General features: G+C 44.5%; 17 protein-coding genes. 10 read left to right on the top strand and 7 right to left on the bottom strand.

The features are described from left to right. Positions 1-8: 8 nt before the first annotated feature. Complete coding sequence (locus AB0L18_RS13240) at positions 9-680, top strand: peroxiredoxin family protein (protein ID WP_367393074.1); 672 nt, start codon at positions 9-11, stop codon at positions 678-680. 46 nt (positions 681-726) lie between these two features. Here the strand turns inward: AB0L18_RS13240 and AB0L18_RS13235 are convergent, their stop codons facing one another. Together AB0L18_RS13235 and AB0L18_RS13230 are read right to left on the bottom strand one after the other, a co-directional pair. Further along, a complete protein-coding gene (locus AB0L18_RS13235) occupies positions 727-1,167 on the bottom strand; it encodes a hypothetical protein (protein WP_367393073.1) in 441 nt (146 codons plus the stop codon). A gap of 49 nt (positions 1,168-1,216) precedes the next feature. Then, positions 1,217-2,050, bottom strand: coding sequence for a DUF6624 domain-containing protein (locus tag AB0L18_RS13230; protein WP_367393072.1), 834 nt, complete (start codon positions 2,048-2,050; stop codon positions 1,217-1,219). 167 nt (positions 2,051-2,217) lie between these two features. Between AB0L18_RS13230 and AB0L18_RS13225 the strand changes: the two genes are divergently transcribed. Next, entirely contained in the window at positions 2,218-2,676 is a 459-nt protein-coding gene (locus AB0L18_RS13225) for a hypothetical protein (RefSeq protein WP_367393071.1), read from the top strand. 95 nt (positions 2,677-2,771) lie between these two features. Here the strand turns inward: AB0L18_RS13225 and AB0L18_RS13220 are convergent, their stop codons facing one another. From AB0L18_RS13220 to AB0L18_RS13210, 3 genes are all read right to left on the bottom strand, one after another. Continuing rightward, positions 2,772-3,389: a T9SS type A sorting domain-containing protein gene (locus AB0L18_RS13220; RefSeq protein ID WP_367393070.1), complete on the bottom strand. Its 618-nt coding sequence runs from the start codon at positions 3,387-3,389 to the stop codon at positions 2,772-2,774. 18 nt (positions 3,390-3,407) lie between these two features. Then, entirely contained in the window at positions 3,408-4,811 is a 1,404-nt protein-coding gene (locus tag AB0L18_RS13215; RefSeq protein WP_367393069.1) for a DUF1986 domain-containing protein, read from the bottom strand. A gap of 99 nt (positions 4,812-4,910) precedes the next feature. Then, complete coding sequence (locus AB0L18_RS13210) at positions 4,911-6,194, bottom strand: T9SS type A sorting domain-containing protein (protein WP_367393068.1); 1,284 nt, start codon at positions 6,192-6,194, stop codon at positions 4,911-4,913. Between the two features lie 482 nt (positions 6,195-6,676). Here AB0L18_RS13210 and AB0L18_RS13205 point away from each other — a divergent pair, with 482 nt between their 5' ends. Next, positions 6,677-7,609, top strand: coding sequence for a T9SS type A sorting domain-containing protein (locus AB0L18_RS13205; RefSeq protein ID WP_367393067.1), 933 nt, complete (start codon positions 6,677-6,679; stop codon positions 7,607-7,609). A gap of 92 nt (positions 7,610-7,701) precedes the next feature. On the opposite strand, the gene AB0L18_RS13200 is transcribed toward AB0L18_RS13205, so the two are convergent. After that, entirely contained in the window at positions 7,702-9,135 is a 1,434-nt protein-coding gene (locus AB0L18_RS13200) for a hypothetical protein (RefSeq protein WP_367393066.1), read from the bottom strand. Between the two features lie 136 nt (positions 9,136-9,271). Here AB0L18_RS13200 and AB0L18_RS13195 point away from each other — a divergent pair, with 136 nt between their 5' ends. From AB0L18_RS13195 to AB0L18_RS13170, 6 genes are all read left to right on the top strand, one after another. Beyond that, positions 9,272-10,495: a WYL domain-containing protein gene (locus AB0L18_RS13195; protein WP_367393065.1), complete on the top strand. Its 1,224-nt coding sequence runs from the start codon at positions 9,272-9,274 to the stop codon at positions 10,493-10,495. A gap of 7 nt (positions 10,496-10,502) precedes the next feature. Further along, complete coding sequence (locus tag AB0L18_RS13190; RefSeq protein WP_367393064.1) at positions 10,503-10,871, top strand: DUF1801 domain-containing protein; 369 nt, start codon at positions 10,503-10,505, stop codon at positions 10,869-10,871. 95 nt (positions 10,872-10,966) lie between these two features. Beyond that, positions 10,967-11,812, top strand: coding sequence for a helix-turn-helix domain-containing protein (locus AB0L18_RS13185; protein ID WP_367393063.1), 846 nt, complete (start codon positions 10,967-10,969; stop codon positions 11,810-11,812). A gap of 126 nt (positions 11,813-11,938) precedes the next feature. Beyond that, the gene (locus AB0L18_RS13180) at positions 11,939-12,487 is read left to right on the top strand and encodes a carboxymuconolactone decarboxylase family protein (protein WP_367393062.1); all 549 of its coding nucleotides are present in this window, start codon (positions 11,939-11,941) and stop codon (positions 12,485-12,487) included. A 13-nt stretch (positions 12,488-12,500) separates the two neighbouring features. Continuing rightward, positions 12,501-12,740, top strand: coding sequence for a hypothetical protein (locus tag AB0L18_RS13175; RefSeq protein WP_367393061.1), 240 nt, complete (start codon positions 12,501-12,503; stop codon positions 12,738-12,740). Positions 12,741-12,828: 88 nt separating this feature from the next. Continuing rightward, positions 12,829-13,623: a hypothetical protein gene (locus AB0L18_RS13170; RefSeq protein WP_367393060.1), complete on the top strand. Its 795-nt coding sequence runs from the start codon at positions 12,829-12,831 to the stop codon at positions 13,621-13,623. Positions 13,624-13,763: 140 nt separating this feature from the next. Here AB0L18_RS13170 and glyA read toward each other — a convergent pair whose 3' ends face one another. Beyond that, a complete protein-coding gene (gene glyA, locus AB0L18_RS13165; RefSeq protein ID WP_367393059.1) occupies positions 13,764-15,053 on the bottom strand; it encodes a serine hydroxymethyltransferase in 1,290 nt (429 codons plus the stop codon). 180 nt (positions 15,054-15,233) lie between these two features. Here glyA and AB0L18_RS13160 point away from each other — a divergent pair, with 180 nt between their 5' ends. Next, complete coding sequence (locus AB0L18_RS13160; RefSeq protein WP_367393058.1) at positions 15,234-16,808, top strand: fibronectin type III domain-containing protein; 1,575 nt, start codon at positions 15,234-15,236, stop codon at positions 16,806-16,808. The last annotated feature ends 276 nt before the right edge of the window (positions 16,809-17,084 follow it).

Here is a 17,084-nt window from a genome sequence, read left to right as displayed (position 1 = left end):
TCAACAAAATGAGGCTAATCATTCAATGTCTACAAAATAGAATTTCTTCCCAACCGATACATGATCTGTATCACGCGCTAGCTATCCTATTATTATTCACAACCACCTCTTGTCAACCTACTGATACCTATGAAGTTCGTTATAAGGAATGCTTTGAAAATGTCACAGCGGTTGAATTTGAGATAGAAGGGTCTACGAAAAAAGGGGTGGGGTATTCAGGGTTCGACCCACAATGCCTTGTCGGCGCACTACTACCTGATTTCAGTGTTGCAGATATCAACGGGAAAACAATTACGACCAAAAACCTGCTGGGAAAGGTGACCGTAATAAATTTTTGGTTCATAAAATGTGCTCCCTGTATTGCCGAAATACCAGACTTAAATTCCATCGTCAACAAGTTCGGTGAGCAAAAGGTCAATTATTTAGCGTTCTCTAAAGATGCGGAGCCTACCATTAAGGAGTTCTTAAAGACCAATACTTTCCTCTTCCACCATATACCCAATGATGAACCTACCATTGAGGAAAGCTTCCGCTTGATATGGGGGTATCCTTGTACTATTGTAGCAGATCGCGAAGGCAGGATAGTGGAGATTTTCAGAGGCGCTAAATTAAAAAGTGATCCATCCGTAAATGTTACGGTTGCGGTTGATTCTTTGCTTACGGTGTTGTTGGGGGATTAGTTTTGTTTATAAAATGTAGCCCAAGCCATCAACCCTACCTTCTTATCTAAGATCCGCTTTCTGGGAGGGATAATATTTGTTTCATAACACGATCAAAGCTATCAAAGTCAGCAACTTTATAATATTCATCGGCAACGTCCAAGATATCATGATGCTTAAAAGCATATATCCTAATACGTTTTTCATTAACCACTTCTATCTTATTTTTAGAGAAAATATCATTGATTGACTCATTGTATATTACTAAATCAAACCATGATTTTTCTTTATACGAAATATCATAAGTTAGATAGCCTCTTTCATTCACTCCCTCATATAAGAGGGTTCCTTTTCTATAAAGACAGTACTGATTATCTGGTTTAAACTCAACGACCACATCTTTATCGTTTAAAGATTGCCACTTTCCTTGAAAAGTAGTGGTTGAATTTTGTTTACAGCCAGACACCAATAAAACCAGAAATGCAAACCAGAAAAAATTGAGTTTCATTGGAAAACGTTTATGTAGAATATGTTTTTATACGCAGAGAAAATTAGACTTAGCCCCCCTTAACTCCCTCCAAATATTCCGCCAACGTCCCCAAACCTAAAGAATCGCGGCGTTGATCGACGGTCTCAGCATTTTCGATGGGGTATAGCTCTCCGTTCAGCAGTTGGGAGCCGTAGACTTGCAGATAGCCGTTGTTCATCAACAGACGATCGGTTGTGAGGGCTAGTGTTTGTTCGTTTAAATCCCCTGCTTTGACTAGCCTTTTTATTTCCAGGTAATAATGGGCCATAAGTGGAGCTTTACTGTGTTGGATCATTAGCCAGAAAGTGGTTAGCCCTTTTTTGCCTAATAATTCTACATCAGGAAAACCACATTGATTGACAATGGAAACTATTTTTGCTTGCTCGAAAGCAAAAAAACCGAGTGGATTACTTTCCTCATATCCCGACCAGTCTTCCTGCTGGAATCGATAGACATCATCCATTTGGTATTGTAAGCTATCGCAATTAAAGGAAAGTACAGGCACGTCTTTTGTGGGATCAAAATCAATATTAGCGATTAAGATGCGCGCAATGTAGTCTTCAAAATTTGCCTTACGAACAATGCCTTCTCGAATTATGCCCAAGGAATCGACGTAGTAATCAATCGCCAAAACGCCTTCCTTCAGGGCAGCTACCTCTTCCTCAGTGACGGCGTGACCATCCATAGATCGGAAGGTTGTCTCGCTGAGGGAAAATGATAAATCTTGATGCCGTTGCACCAATTCCTCCACCGATAGCTTCTGTAGCGGGCCAAAGTCAGTCTTCTGACAAGCAAACAACTGGAGGACGGAGAGTAAAAAAAGAGCGGTCTTCCCGTTGGGAATGCTTAGTTGAATATTCATTGTGAGACGCGTTAGTTAACAAATATAGCAATTTAGCTATTCCAGGAATACGCCAGCAGTTTAAAACCGTTAAACCCTCGTTAAAACAAGAATTGCTTGCTAACTCTCCGCCCGGCAGATTGTATTTTTAAAGAACAATTTAGTATCCAAATAAAACCCCGACGATCATGAAACACCTGGCAATTTTAGTAATCTTAAGTATCCTTACCACCACTTTTTCCTGTACGCCCGATGCGCGGCTGGAACGTCGCGAAGACAAGCTCCAAGGCGCCTGGGAATTTGACAAAGCTTTCTACCGCAGCGACTGGAACCTCTTCCGCGATGATGTGATAGATGATTTCCGTGGCGATGTGATCGAATTCTACAGCGACTATTCCGCCGTCTACGATGATGCTTCTGAGAACACTTTCTTTGATGGAGAATGGAATATGTTCTACGAATGTGAATGGGACTATGTCGATGACGATGAGGAAGTAGAGTTTTACCTCGATATGTACTTCTACGACGAAGATGATAACGAAATCTTTGCCTATTACACTTCCGTGAACCTGATCACCAAGAACAAACTGCACCTTAAGGCACATACGCGGAATGGGGTGTATACTTTTAAGTTGCGGAAGATTTAAAGGTAGCTCATGTCTCACCGCAAAAAAGCCGCACACATTCATCTTCTTTGCAGAAAATCAACATGCACGGCCAACGGTTTACTTTTTATCAAGGTTTAGTGGGTAACGACCACTAGCTTGGTATCATGTCCTGTGCTATGAGCTATAGAAAGCAGATAAGTACCTGAAGGCAAGTCGGCTACATCCAGTTGCGAAGTCCCGTTCAGCAAGAAGGATTTGATGCGCTGCCCTTGCATGGTATACAATTCGGCAGTACCCTGTTCAATAGGGTAAGAAAAGCGGATGACATCGCTGACGGGGTTGTTGATCGAAAAGGTAGTCTCCGTGTGGTTATTTGTATGTTCAGGATTGGTTATACCACGACCCCCATCAGGATTTCCATCCAAACCACAATCACCAAGATTGATGCTTTCACATTTGGTTACAGGCTGACAACTGGGCAATTGTACGGTAAAGCAAACCCGTGCATAAGTTGATCCATGAGGATCATCTAGCATACTCGGATCAAAATTAACTTCCCCCATTTGCACCTGATTTACAGGTTCATTATTGAGGGTAGCAGTAATAATCGTTCCATCGGGAAAACTATTGGCTTCCGGTATTTGCCAGATGGCCAATTCGCAAGGCCAGTAGTCCGTCTGGATCGTCCAGTCATCACAAAACTCACCGCAGACAGTGTCAACATTATCCGTATTGATGAGGATTCTAATCACTGAACTCCCACAAACGCCCTAGTCTACGATACGGAACAACCAATAACAACCACTATTGGCTGGTAAGCGGAAAGAGGTATAGTTATTCATCCAATTGATGGTTAGGAAGGAACTTGCAAACCCTGCATTCTGCGTGCAATCTGAAGCCTGAGCCAAATGCCAATTGCTTTGGGAATCGCCGCGAATGGTAACGGTAAGTTGATTATTATAAGGGTTTACACAAGTTCCAACACTAGGGATAATAGGATCACAGCACGTTAAAGTGAAAGTATGCGTCACTTCCGTCCACGGAATACAAGGAAGGTTAGCAATGGCTAGTTTGACCTGGTATTCGTATCCTGGTTCAAGTTGATAGTTCAAGTCGGCAAAAGCTTGGGTTAAGTTAACAACGCCAACTTCTGTATTCAATGTCCAGCCTAAGCTTTCAACGTATGAAAAGTGGCTGGAATCTCCAATGGGCCTTTTCCAGAGGTCAATATAGTATTGGTTTTCATGACGCGAGAGGGTCCCATCTAAATACACATCTTCCCCGTAACAGAACTCCTCCTTGACAGCACCATATTCGTCTTCAAAATTGAAGGCTACTATTTCGGTAATATTACTGGTGATAAAATCTGAATAGTTTTTCACATTGGTAAAAATAGAAGGATATTCAATAGGAGCATCATCACAAACTGCACTTGCTATTCCTACAAGTAAAGGTTTCCCCATATACATTACAAAAGCTGGTCCACCACTATCTCCATGACCAATACTTGTCGTCCCATTAAACGCATAAAGTAAATTTTCTGAAAACGCTGTATTTTCACTTCCAGTACATTCTTGTAACATTGGTATAGCTTCTTCTCCACTAATTATTGCTGTCTCTGCTGACTGTAACAGAAGTGTATAATAGTTACCGTTGGCCCCTTTACCCCATCCTGAAATAGTAAGAGGTGCACCAGAAGACATTACCTCAACTGGCGTACTTTCAGTTGCATAAGCTACGGCATGAACGCTATCATTAAAGCATAATGGTTGTTCTAAATGCAATAATGCGATGTCATTACCTTCGGTTAGCATACTATTATCATCATATTGAGGATGGAGAATAATTTCGTCAATACCAACTCTTTGGCCAATGCTTTGATTATGCCTATCTGCTGCTCCTGCAATAACAATAATGTCTTCAGCATTCTCACTCATTGTGATACAATGTGCTGCAGTCAAAATCCATTCCTCATTTATTATGATGCCGCCACATATAAGGCCATTATTGATTTCTAATGCTACTTGAAAAGGCACTTCGGCAATATTGGTATTCATTCCACCATAAATCTTCATTGGCCCATCTTGTCCCTGAACAGGTGAAAACACCCCGAGCATCACTAAACATAATATGGCACCTAGAAGACTGTGTAATCTATTCGTTAAATTATTCATGATTAATAAATATTGGTAGTTACCAACCCTATAAAATCTTTTAGCGAATTAGAAAGAGATAGGGTTGGTAACTTGATAAAAAGATGAGTGATAGATGAGCTACTGCTTCACAACCTTAAACTGCTGTTGTTGGTCTCCACTTAGTGTGATTACCCAATAAAGGCCAATAGGCTGAGCAGATAGATCAAAGCTTGTGGAAATGGTTTCCTGAACAGTCTGGACGTTAACCAGGCGCCCCAGAGCATCAACCAATTTTATCTGCCCAGTGAAGGGTTCATCGAAACGGATATTGATGTCATTGGTGGTTGGGTTGGGGTAAATTCCAACAGCGTTTCTCAAAGAAAGTATCGGTATTTGATTTCTTGGATCAGTTTCCTTTTCTAGAAATTCATTGATATACGATTCCGTTGATTCTGCTTCATCATTGGTATTTTGTAATAGTTGGGTGCCGCCATCTGAACTACAGCAAATACTGAAGATTGGCGTCAATACTTGATGCGATACAATAGTTCCATCACATTTGGTATGCCAAACCTTGTGGTAGATTCGGTAATAATTACAACCAGTAGGCAATTCGAGCATTTTTGCCGCACCAATTCTGGAGTTACCTCTTACCTCGTAAAGTTTTTGATACGGCTGACCAATTACCGGAGTATAAAAAACAATCCAATCCTCGTGAGTGTAACAATTTTGGGTACCACTGAATGTGAGTTCACAAACACGCCCTCCATCCTGTGATGAATAATTGACCTGAGCGTCAGGAATGCAGGACATTTCCTGGGTAATATTAATTGTAGCGGCGAGGTAAGTTTGATAAATACAATTCCCTACCTCAAAAACGACAGTATGTGTATCTAGACCAGGGTCGAGATAGTTAATAATATCAACGGTGACAACGTCATGCCAATCATCTGTTATCAGATTGTGCATTTCAGGTATTATAGTCCAATGGCATCCCAGTTCCGTAAAACCAGGCACAAGAGTACCATCTACATACAACCTTGAATAATCATCAGCCCGCAGGGTTACCGTTGCAGCGCAAATCTCATTTTCGCCACCTTCAAGCGTAAACTCTTTTTTATAATAAGTCGTAATGGGGCCTGAATCACAGCTCGTTTTTTCTGGATGGAAAATGGGGGTAGCAGGATAGCTAATTGGTGTACTCAGGCAGTTGTTGGGCATCCCTACAGGTGCAGCAACCGTACCCCAAGGTCCATTGATAACCGTTGAATAGGGACTTGCATTTGATAATCGACCATTAATAAAATAGGATTGCCAGTCTAACCCAGTTATTAATTGGGTATATATTTGAGCATTAAGCGAATTGGACAATAAAACAAACAGTGACAAATGGAGTATTGAGAGGATTAATTTTGCTTTCATTGTAAAAATTAGTAATTGATGTGTGCAAAGTAAATTGTCCTTTCCTTGAAGGAATTTAACGAGTGCTCAGATTCAGGAAATGGAATAATAGTTGCCGTCTAGGGAGTTTTTTAACCGTTGACAACACAAAGATGAGACTACAGAGAGGCCATGCCAATAACAGATTAAGTGGCAATTTCCGAATATGGAGAAAGGTAAACGCAGCAACAACGCTTCATCAAGACCACTACAACAATAACATTATCAGCGATTTAAACCTATTAATATTTGTAACACAAATCTTTCTCTTTTCCGACTTAGCTTAAAAACTGCTTCCTCAGGAAGGGAAAAAACCACCTATTCGTACGCTGAAAGTATGTCTACACAGAAAAGAGTCAAAAAAGTGTTATAAAAAATCAGCCCCCTTATCTATTACCTTTGAGATGGGAGATATTTCAAGGCTTATTCCCACTCTTTTACTTTACAAATAAACGGTTTACATTATGCTTAACACAAACACTTTCACCGCTACGGCAATAGCACTGTTTTTCACCTTCACTATCCAGCTCAATGCCACCGCCTTACTGCCCTTTAAGAATAATTTGCAGGAAAAGGAAGTGCTTAACGATCCTCCCCCTACCTGTCCTTTAGTCGTCGATTACGTAATCAATACGTCGGATATGTGCTTGGTACCAAGCGCAATCGGTAACGTATTTGGTTCGGTAGCTGCTCCAAACACCTTTGGTACGATGACAGTAGACCTCAGTTATTTCTTACAATCTCCCAACGCACCTCTTCCTGCGTCAGCCTACCCCTACTTTGGTTTGGCTGTAGCCATCGGAGATGATGTATTTTATCTAAAAGTGAGCCCTGGTCTTGAGAATCGAAATGAATATCACTTAATGGTAGCAGACACCCAGACCGACTGGGGTATATTCAGCGGAGGCTGTGATGAATGGATTATCAGAAACGACAGAAACAACACAACCGCTGCTATCATTACTCCTTTAGAAGTTACAACACCCAACACCTTAGAGCTTAGTGTGGAATTGTATTCAGCCACTAGCTGCTTTTTATACTATTACCCTGAGAATTACACAATGGTCGCCTGTAACAGTCAATTAAGAGGAAGCAACCCGTCAGATCAAGCTTCAAATGCAACAGGTTTGGCTAAACAGTTCACCGATAACACTCCGAATAGTTGGACCACCTCTAACCCTGTTTTAGATCAATTGCACATCCAATTTGTTCATGAACTTAATGATCCTGCGACATTGGAATTATACACGATGCAAGGGCAATTGATGTCTAAAACGATTATTCCTGCTCGTAGTGCTCAATATCATTTATCGGTGCAGAACTTACCCGCAGGGCCCTATGTTTGTCGAATTACCACTCATCTAGAAAAACGCACTTTGATTATTGTCAAGCAATAATCCTAAATATTTGATTTTCAAAACACACCGCTCAGGTTTGGGCGGTGTGTTTTTTTTTTCAGAACGCTCTCTACGCTCCTGCGTGGACATTTTTACTTCTTGCTCCTAAGTTGAGATAATTTTTCCAACAGCCAATCGCGTTCTGCTACCAGTTTTTTCTCCTCAACGCGAGCTGTTATTTTATCAATTCTAGCAGTATCGTGCGGAGGGCATTGGCTAAGTTGTAGAAGGATGTTGATAAAATTGCTTTCTAATTTCCTAGCATCCTGAGAAATTAGCTGCCTCGATATTCTACTGATGTACATCTTCTGTGCATCAATCTTGTAAGACAAGAGCGGCGAATCCAGCTCATAATACAGCTTCAACTCCATCCGGCGGCAGCTCAATAAATACATCAAGTCCGTAAACGTCTCTGGTAAAAGCGCGAGTGCTTCCTCGTATTTCCCAATGGAAAAAAGACACTGCGATTTGTTGAAAAAATAAAATGGCTCAATGTCTTGTTCACTAAAAATCTGGTCCTTATAATTTTCCACAAAATCAAACGCCCAATCGGTCTCACCTACTGATATAGCGACCTTTGCCACCCCCATGTAGGTACTGGGAGCCAACTTTCCTTGATAAAAAAGAAATCCATTGCGCAGGTTCTCTCGCTGTATCTCATGCAATAATTGCAAAAAAGAACGCTCGCCATTTTGGACAAGCATCCCACAAATACTCCGCAAATAAGCATAAAAATCCCTGAGCACTTCCGTATCAATAGTCGATTCATTTTCACGCAGCAGGTTCAAAATCAGCAACATGGTTTCCGAAGAGGGCTTTTCAGCCACCAATTGCAAATAGATGCTTTCGGCAAGCTTGAGCGTGACATTTTTGCTATCTTCAGGTACTAGGCCCGTCAAAAAATCCACGGAGGTAAGATGAGATGGAATAGCTAAGGCCGTAAATTTCCCTTGCAACAAGAGTAGATTAAGTAATTCAAGCCGCTGCTGCACATAATATTTATCAAAATGCTCTAATGTCGCAGGGATGTCCAAATCCCCTTTAATTCTATTGTTGTGGCTTTCATTGGTATGCTTTTCGTACGCCAACCTAAACGCGTAGTAAAAATAGGTTACCGACTCCTGATAGTTTTCAGCGAGTATTTTATCTGCAGTTTGTATGGACTGTGGGTATCTGGTCATCAAGTTACGTTCCCGAAGTATCGTAGCAAAGTCCAATGCCTGCTGGAAAGTATTATTCTCGCTTGAATAGCGTTCGACAAGAAAAAAACGCCGAATCAAACCATTCAACTCAGTCATCAGCTTATCAAGCTTACCAGTAACGAATTTCTTGCCTGGGAAAACGTGCTCATAGATGGTGGCCTTGTCGGGAAGAGGAGACGGCCATTGTAAAACCTGAAATAGCCGTATAATCTCCTCCTGGGTACTTCCAGTATTGAAATAAGGCGATTGTAGAAAGGCCAAAAGTGTACTCTTCTCTTGCGTTGTAATTGATGAAACAACTTGGTACAAGTAACTATTTTCCATTGCCTGATAAGCGGTTTAGCCCTTTTTATAGTCCATAAATGACACCTTAATCAATTAACGAATATACATTTCTAACTATGCATTATCTAGAAGATTTAATCAAGCAAGCTATCTTTACCAAGCAAGCTCCCGAAAAATGGCATCAGACAAACCCCGCCTGACAAGATTGACCGCTATTATTACCCAACTGCAATCCAAGCGGATGGTTACCGCCAGGGATATTGCCGAAAAACACCAGGTTAGTATCCGAACGGTGTACCGGGATATCAGAACGCTGGAAAGTTCGGGAATTCCTATAATTAGTGAAGAAGGAAAGGGTTACTCCATCATGGAGGGCTACAAGCTTCCGCCCGTCATGTTTACGGAAGAAGAGACCCAGGCCTTGATTACAGCAGAACTTCTCCTCCTTAAGAATAAGGATCAATCACTGGCGCAACACTACCAAAGTGCCCTTACCAAAATCAAGGCGAACTTAAAGATTAGTCACCAAACGAAAACGGAATTCCTGGCTGATCGAATCCAAATCCGTGATAACCCTACTGAGGAAAAAACCAGCGATTATTTAATACAGCTTCAATCGGCCATTGCTGATTTTGAAATCGTCAAGATCATTTATCTGTCGCTGGATAATTTCCGGAGCGAACGCAAGGTGGAACCTTTTGCGGTATACACCACCCAAGGCAACTGGATTTTGGTCGCTTTCTGTCAGCAAAAGAATGACTTTAGGGCTTTTCGGCTAGACCGCATCCAAAGCCTGCTCCTCACGGGTAAAAAATTCACCCCTCATTCACTTACCCTAAACGAATACTTGGAGAACTGTCGAAAAAAATGGGCAACCACCCCTGACACAAGGCTGTCACCTGCGGCCACTACATTTGCACCGAACCAAAACCACAACCACGTGCAAAACGTAAAAATTGAGCCTTTTAAGATCATCGGTATTGCCATCAGGACCACTAACGAAAATGGGCAAGCCGCGCAGGATATCGCACAACTTTGGGGAAAGTTTATGGGCGAACAAATCCTTGCCAAAATCCCCAACAAAGTAGACAATACCATTTATTCGCTTTACACCGACTACGAGGGCGACCATAACAAACCCTACACGACCATCATTGGTTGTGTAGTGGAAACCTTGGAGGCTATTCCCACCGGCATGATTGGAAAATCGATCGCTGGCGGCAATTATGTAAAAACGACTACCAGAGGTAACCTCAACGAAGGCATCGTCGTGAAGCAATGGACAAAAATCTGGGAGATGGACCTCGACCGTGCTTACGTTGCCGACTTCGAAGTTTTTGGCGAGAAAGCTCAAAATCTCGAAGATGCAGAGATTGAATTCCTGGTTGGTATTAAATAAAATGGTCATGCACTTATATCTAGAACATTTCTACTCCAACCAACCAGAGCCCAATCAAAGCTGCCTGCTGGCCTTGCGCAGCATCATTTTTGAGCAAGATGAAAATATTTCGGAAACGCAGAAGTGGGGCATGCCCTGCTTCTGCTACCGGAAAAAGATGTTTTGCTTTTTGTCAACCGACAAGAAAACGAATCAACCCTATCTGCTGATGGTAGAAGGCAAGCACCTTCATCATCCCGAATTAGAACAAGGAACGCGAACCCGCATGAAGGTTTTCAACATCAACCCTGATGAGGATTTAGCCATAGACACCCTTAAATTGATCCTAAACGAAGCCCTGGATTTATACCGAAACGGGTTGATAAAGATCAAATAAAGCGACACCGGACGGACAAAACCTGCCAATGCTGCAATGGCCCATACAACCAAGATTTTTCTCCTTGTGTTGGTGTGCTTAACCAATGTTTAATCATGAAACTGGAATTCACGGATCGTAAGCTGGGCGCTATTTTTGGCTATTCTGATCATTTGCAAAAAGATGCCAGTAGCTTTTCTATTCAGGAAAGCGTCATTCAATTTCTGTGGAATCGTAACGACGAGGCCGTCTCTATCCACCTCGATGACTTACAACTCCAATTACAGCCTGGGCAGCTACTCACAACAACCTATTTCCAGCACCTTCGTTTCTCTACCACCGAGCCCCCCCTTACGGCCTTGCTTTTCAATCGGGAGTTTTATTGCATTGCTGATCACGATGAGGAAGTCTCCTGCAACGGCATTCTCTTTTTCGGCACCCAAGATTTGCCCATCATTACGATTCCGACAGAGCAGGAGCGCAAGTTTGAGCTATTGCTGGAAGTGATTTTGGAAGAATTCCGGACCATTGATAATATCCAGGGAGATATGTTGCAGATGCTCCTCAAGCGATTCATCATCATTTGTACCCGACTCGCCAAGGAGCAGCACATTGTTCATGAGCTAAATGATGGCCAAATTGATACTATCCGCCGATTCAACGTTTTGGTAGACATGCACTTTCGCACACTGCGCAAAGTGAAGGACTATGCCGACCTCTTACACAAATCGCCCAAGACCCTGTCCAACCTGTTTTCTACTTACAACCAACAGTCTCCCCAACAAATTATTCAAGAAAGAGTGGTCCTGGAAGCCAAGCGCCTCCTCCTCTTCACCGATAAGCAAACCCAGGAAATCGCTTACGACCTGGGCTTTGAAGATCCTGCCTATTTTAGTCGCTTCTTCAAAAAGCAAGCGGGGCTTACGCCTTCGGCTTTTCGGGAGGAGCATGTTTTGGGATAATTTTTTTTACTAAAAGGAAGATTGTACCAGCCACCGGGAAATGCATCCTAACCTTTCCCTCCCTCCTGCCCCCATCTTTGTACTGTTCAACGAAACAAGAAAATTTAATCAATAAAACAGTATAAAATGAGTGTATTACAAGTTCCAACCCGCGACCAAGTTTCCGCTAACAACCAAGCGATTTTCGACAACCTGCAAAAAGGTCTGGGCTTTGTACCTAATCTTTACGCTACCTTCGCTTACAGCGATACCGCACTGGCCGACTACCTGGCTTTACAAAACCGCAAAAGCAGCCTCAAAGCTAAAGAACGCGAAGTCATTAACCTGGTGGTAAGTCAAGTCAACGAATGTGAATACTGCCTGGCAGCTCACACCGCCTTGGGAAAGATGAACGGTTTTAACGATGACCAAATCCTGGAACTACGGGGAGGTGCCGCTTCTTTCGATGCGAAGTTGGATGCCTTGGCAAAATTCGTGAAAGACACGACCATCCAGCGCGGCAAACCCGCCCCAGCGAGTGTGGACGCTTTCCTCAATGCTGGCTATACCAAAGCTAACCTGGTGGATACCCTCATCGTAATTGGCGATAAAATCATTAGCAACTTCCTCCACGGTGTAGGTCAATTCCCGGTGGATTTTCCAGCAGCACTGGAGCTTGAAACCGCTAATGCTTAAAACTATAGTGTGATTGGCAGATAGTCAATGGTCCTTCCTCAACACGGAGTGGGGAAGGGCCTCTTTTATTAACTGCACAAATATCTTTGCCAACAATACCGAGTTCAGTGGTGTTGCGCTAGAAGCGGCTTATTACATCAAGGGGCGTTGGGGTGTATCAGCTTCGTTTGCTGGTGCTTTCCGCGGAGAGATCATAGCTGCGGCACCTGCTTATTCCGTAGGTGTTTTTTGTGACTTAAATAAACCTAATTAACCTTTTTCAAAGTCGGAAGTGGGAAGTCGGAAGTCGGAAGTTTGCTTCCCAAAACCAACTAACCATCCAACAATCTAACCAACTAACCATGACATTACGTATCCTTATTTTTTCAACACTGCTTTTCGCTCTCCTGGCTTGTGGCCCAACAGCAACGGCCCCAACGGAAACTACACAGGAAGCAGCAGCTCCAGCTCCACTGACTTTCTCCGAAAAGGTGGAAGCAGCGCACCAGAAAGAAAACTTCCGGTCGCATGAAGCTATTCAGTTTGACCTCCAGCTTTTCTTTGGGGGTACCGAACGCTTGAATGGCACCCTGACCTTGAGTACTGATTCGCGCCAAGCACTCATTGCTTATAAAGACGGTAAGAAAATCTACGTGCAGGATGATAAGATGTTTGTTGCGCCTGAAACCGAGAACCTAAAAAGCACTCGCTTTGCAGCCTACACCTGGTCGTATTTCTTTATGCTCCCCTACAAGCTCAATGATGGCGGTACCGTATGGAGTGATTATCCAGATACGAATCTGAACGGAGGCACTTACGCCACGGGCAAACTCAGCTTTACCCCCGGCACCGGTGATGCACCGGATGACTGGTACATTGTCTATGCAGATACCGAAACCTTACTGACCCAAGTGGCAGCCTACATCGTCACCGCCGGGCAAAGTCAGGCCGAAGCGGAAGAAGACCCCCACGCTATCCAGTACCTCAACTACCAAAAGATCGACGGCATACCGATAGCTACGGAATGGAAATTCTGGGGCTGGCAGCCTGATCAAGGCTTAACCAAACAATTGGGAGTAGCAAACCTTCGTAACATTTCTTTTGTGACCCCGGCGGAAGGGTTCTTTACCCCTCCAGTAGATTTTATTGAGGGGTAAACAAAACAAAGACTGACCCTTGATGCTCTCATCGAAGGTCAGTCTTCTTCTTTTTTAGCCACCGAAATTCAGAGATATAAAACAGCACATTTTTTTGTGAATTTTAGTGCTCTGCTGTTTTAGAGGCTTTTGCTGTTTACCTACGCCTCTACCGCCTCACCCGCGAAAAGTGGAAACTGCGCCATGTGGGCATTGATGGCCTGACGAACTTTGGCAATCTGCTGCTCATCTTCCGGCGTACTGAGTACACTATCAATCCATTCCACCGTTTGCAGGCAGTCGTCTTCGGTGAAGCCGCGCGTCGTTACAGCAGCTGTACCGATACGGATGCCACTGGTCACCATGGGTGATTCCGTGTCAAACGGTACCATGTTTTTATTTACTGTAATATCAGCCAAGCCCAGGGCTGCTTCTGCTATTTTACCCGTTACTCCTTTAGAGCGTAGGTCGATCAGCATGAGGTGATTACTGGTGCCGCCGCTGATGATTTTGTAGCCTCTATCCACAAAAGCCTGGGCCATCACCTGCGCATTTTTCATCACCTGCTCTCCGTAAGCTTTGAAGCTAGGTTGCAAACATTCACCAAAAGCCACCGCTTTGGCAGCAATCACGTGCTCAAGTGGGCCACCCTGCATCCCAGGAAAGACACCACTGTTCAATACCGCCGACATCTTCAAAGGCACACCTTTTTTGGTCATTCGTCCCCAGGGGTTATCGATATTCTTACCCATCATGATGATCCCTCCGCGTGGGCCACGCAAGGTCTTATGGGTCGTAGAGGTTACGATGTGGCAATGCTGCATCGGATCGTTCAACAATCCAGTTGCAATCAAGCCTGCGGGGTGCGCGATATCCGCAAGCAACAGGGCCCCTACCTCATCGGCAATGGCACGGAAGCGAGCATAATCCCAATCGCGTGAATAAGCCGAGGCACCACAGATAATCAGCTTGGGCTTTACCTCGTGGGCTTTTGCTGCTACTTTGTCCATATCAATCAGGCCAGAGTCCTGCTCTACCCCGTAGAAGTGAGGCTTGTAGACCTTGCCACTAAAATTAACGGGAGACCCGTGCGACAAGTGCCCACCGTGCGCCAAGTCAAAACCAAGAATGGCATCTCCCGGCTTTAACACCGCCAGGAATACGGCAGCATTGGCCTGCGCCCCCGAGTGTGGCTGCACATTGGCGTATTCTGCACCAAAAAGCTCCTTCAAGCGGCTAATGGCCAGGCGTTCTACTTCGTCTACTATTTCACAGCCACCGTAGTACCTGCGACCGGGATACCCCTCGGCATATTTGTTCGTCAGTACACTCCCCATCGCCCGCATCGTAGCTGAGCTGGTGAAATTTTCCGAAGCAATCAGTTCGATGCCGTGTAATTGGCGTTCTTTTTCCCTTTGAATGAGGTCGAAAAGTTGGGTATCGGTAGCCATTTTACTTACGCTGTTAGATTAAATTTAAAAAAGCTGAATTCACGGGCGAAGGTACAATAATTTACCTTTGCTTTACCTTTATAAGGGAGTCTGCACAAAGGCAGAAGTGCCGTTTTTTACAAATTGTAAACATAGTTATTAGCTTTGCCTACTCGTTCACGCCAAAAATCACTAAAGCCTATGCCGAATTCGGCACCACAACCTTACTTTTTACTTCCTACCAGTCTATGGCTGGTGTTAGTTGGCATACTACTTCCTTTTTGTGCTTTCAGCCGAGTAGAAAGGCTTCGTGCCACCTGGCGCACCGATCCTGCTACAAGCATGGTGATTGGTTGGGACCAGGTATCTGGAGGGCGCCCAGTTATCTTTTACGACCAAACCGATCATGGCCAGAATACGGCAGCCTACCGTTTTCAATCTCCCCCATCGCGAGCAGCACGCTCCAAGGCTATGAACAATGTTTTTGCACGCCTGGAAGGCTTACAGCCCAATACCGTTTACTATTTTGTAATTCAGGATACCGAAGGAGTCAGCAAACGCTACTCTTTCAAAACCGCTCCCGATAACCCCAATGAACGTCTATCCATCGTTGCGGGCAGCGACTCCCGCAATCACCGGCTCGCCCGCTGTGATGCCAATATTCTCGTCAGTAAATTACGCCCCCTCTGTGTCATATTTGGGGGAGACATGACCGATGATGATTCCGATACAGAATGGCGGGAATGGTTCGATGATTGGCAGTTGACCATTGGTAGTGATGGACGTATCTTCCCCATTATTCCGGCCCGAGGTAATCACGAGGCCAGCAACGAGCCGCTCGTCAATTGTTTCGATGTTCCTAGCGAGGACGTGTATTATGCACTTACGCTTGGTCGCAACTTGTTTCGATTGTATACGCTTAACACCCAGATTCCTTCCGGAGGAGAACAACGAGACTGGCTGGGGCGCGACCTACAAGCCAACCAAGATGTCACCTGGCGAATGGCACAGTACCACCAAGCTATGCGCCCTCATACGGCAGCTAAATACGAAAGAGAGGACCTGATCGCCCAATGGGCCACCCTCTTTCATAAATACAAGGTACAGCTCGCCATGGAATCCGACGCACACGTGGTAAAAGTGACCTGGCCAATTCGGCCAAGCAAAGACCCAGGTAGTTACGAAAGCTTTATTCGCGATGATGCAAACGGCACCGTGTATATCGGCGAAGGTGGTTGGGGAGCCCCTCTCCGCGCAGCCGACGACCCCAAACCCTGGACCCGCAGCTACGGCCGTTTCAATCAATTCAAGTGGATCTTCGTCGATCAGGATAAAATTGAAATTCGCACCATCAAGACCGAAGGTTCCAACCGCGTCGCAGAAGTGAATCCCAACAACATTTTCGAACCGCCCTATGGCTTGGTCATCTGGAGCCCCAAAGAAGGGGATGTAGTCCGCATCATGAACCCCAACTCACGTCCACAGACGCCCGCCGGAAGTAATATCGCCCAAAACAACACGAGTAATGTTGCTAACATCAGCCCCGACATCAACGGCAATGTTCATATCGACTACAGCTTGAGCGAAACGGCACAGGTACAAATCATCCTCATCAATAGTCAAATGCAGGAAATGGCACGCCTCGAATATCCCAGCCAAATCCCCGGCCCCTACAAGAAATCCCTCGACCTGAGCAAAGCTCCCTCCGGCGAATACAGCCTCATCGTAAAAGCCAATAACAAACTTAATCGAAGGTTTGTGATTATGATTCCTTAAGGAAAGTCGGAAATCGGAGGTGGGAAGTCGGAAGTGGGTATGCCAAAAGTATGGTTTTACCAAAAGTGTAAGGGTGTCAGGGTGTAAGGGTTGGAAAGGTGTAAAGGTTGGATGCCGAAGGTTCCGAAGGGATCGCTACGCGGCATGGCTACGCCAAAAGTGCAAGGGTTGGGGGTGAGCCGTCCTTGCAGGTCAAATTTGTAAATTCAACTCCGCCTTGTGCACCACCTTTCGCCTCTAGCACTTGCTCGGGCCACGGCCCGCCCATGTCCTCCG

Origin of the sequence: Lewinella sp. LCG006 (assembly GCF_040784935.1) — a bacterium.
Lineage (GTDB): Bacteria > Bacteroidota > Bacteroidia > Chitinophagales > Saprospiraceae > Lewinella.
This window is presented reverse-complemented; position numbering and strand designations above follow the sequence as displayed.

Bases quoted from the DNA above. Each gene is read 5' to 3' on its own strand.
- AB0L18_RS13240 (WP_367393074.1), top strand. From the start codon at position 9: ATGAGGCTAATCATTCAATGTCTACAAAATAGAATTTCTTCCCAACCG.
- AB0L18_RS13235 (WP_367393073.1), bottom strand. From the start codon at position 1,167: ATGAAACTCAATTTTTTCTGGTTTGCATTTCTGGTTTTATTGGTGTCT.
- AB0L18_RS13230 (WP_367393072.1), bottom strand. From the start codon at position 2,050: ATGAATATTCAACTAAGCATTCCCAACGGGAAGACCGCTCTTTTTTTA.
- AB0L18_RS13225 (WP_367393071.1), top strand. From the start codon at position 2,218: ATGAAACACCTGGCAATTTTAGTAATCTTAAGTATCCTTACCACCACT.
- AB0L18_RS13215 (WP_367393069.1), bottom strand. From the start codon at position 4,811: ATGAATAATTTAACGAATAGATTACACAGTCTTCTAGGTGCCATATTA.
- AB0L18_RS13210 (WP_367393068.1), bottom strand. From the start codon at position 6,194: ATGAAAGCAAAATTAATCCTCTCAATACTCCATTTGTCACTGTTTGTT.
- AB0L18_RS13205 (WP_367393067.1), top strand. From the start codon at position 6,677: ATGCTTAACACAAACACTTTCACCGCTACGGCAATAGCACTGTTTTTC.
- AB0L18_RS13200 (WP_367393066.1), bottom strand. From the start codon at position 9,135: ATGGAAAATAGTTACTTGTACCAAGTTGTTTCATCAATTACAACGCAA.
- AB0L18_RS13195 (WP_367393065.1), top strand. From the start codon at position 9,272: ATGGCATCAGACAAACCCCGCCTGACAAGATTGACCGCTATTATTACC.
- AB0L18_RS13190 (WP_367393064.1), top strand. From the start codon at position 10,503: ATGCACTTATATCTAGAACATTTCTACTCCAACCAACCAGAGCCCAAT.
- AB0L18_RS13185 (WP_367393063.1), top strand. From the start codon at position 10,967: ATGAAACTGGAATTCACGGATCGTAAGCTGGGCGCTATTTTTGGCTAT.
- AB0L18_RS13180 (WP_367393062.1), top strand. From the start codon at position 11,939: ATGAGTGTATTACAAGTTCCAACCCGCGACCAAGTTTCCGCTAACAAC.
- AB0L18_RS13170 (WP_367393060.1), top strand. From the start codon at position 12,829: ATGACATTACGTATCCTTATTTTTTCAACACTGCTTTTCGCTCTCCTG.
- glyA (WP_367393059.1), bottom strand. From the start codon at position 15,053: ATGGCTACCGATACCCAACTTTTCGACCTCATTCAAAGGGAAAAAGAA.
- AB0L18_RS13160 (WP_367393058.1), top strand. From the start codon at position 15,234: ATGCCGAATTCGGCACCACAACCTTACTTTTTACTTCCTACCAGTCTA.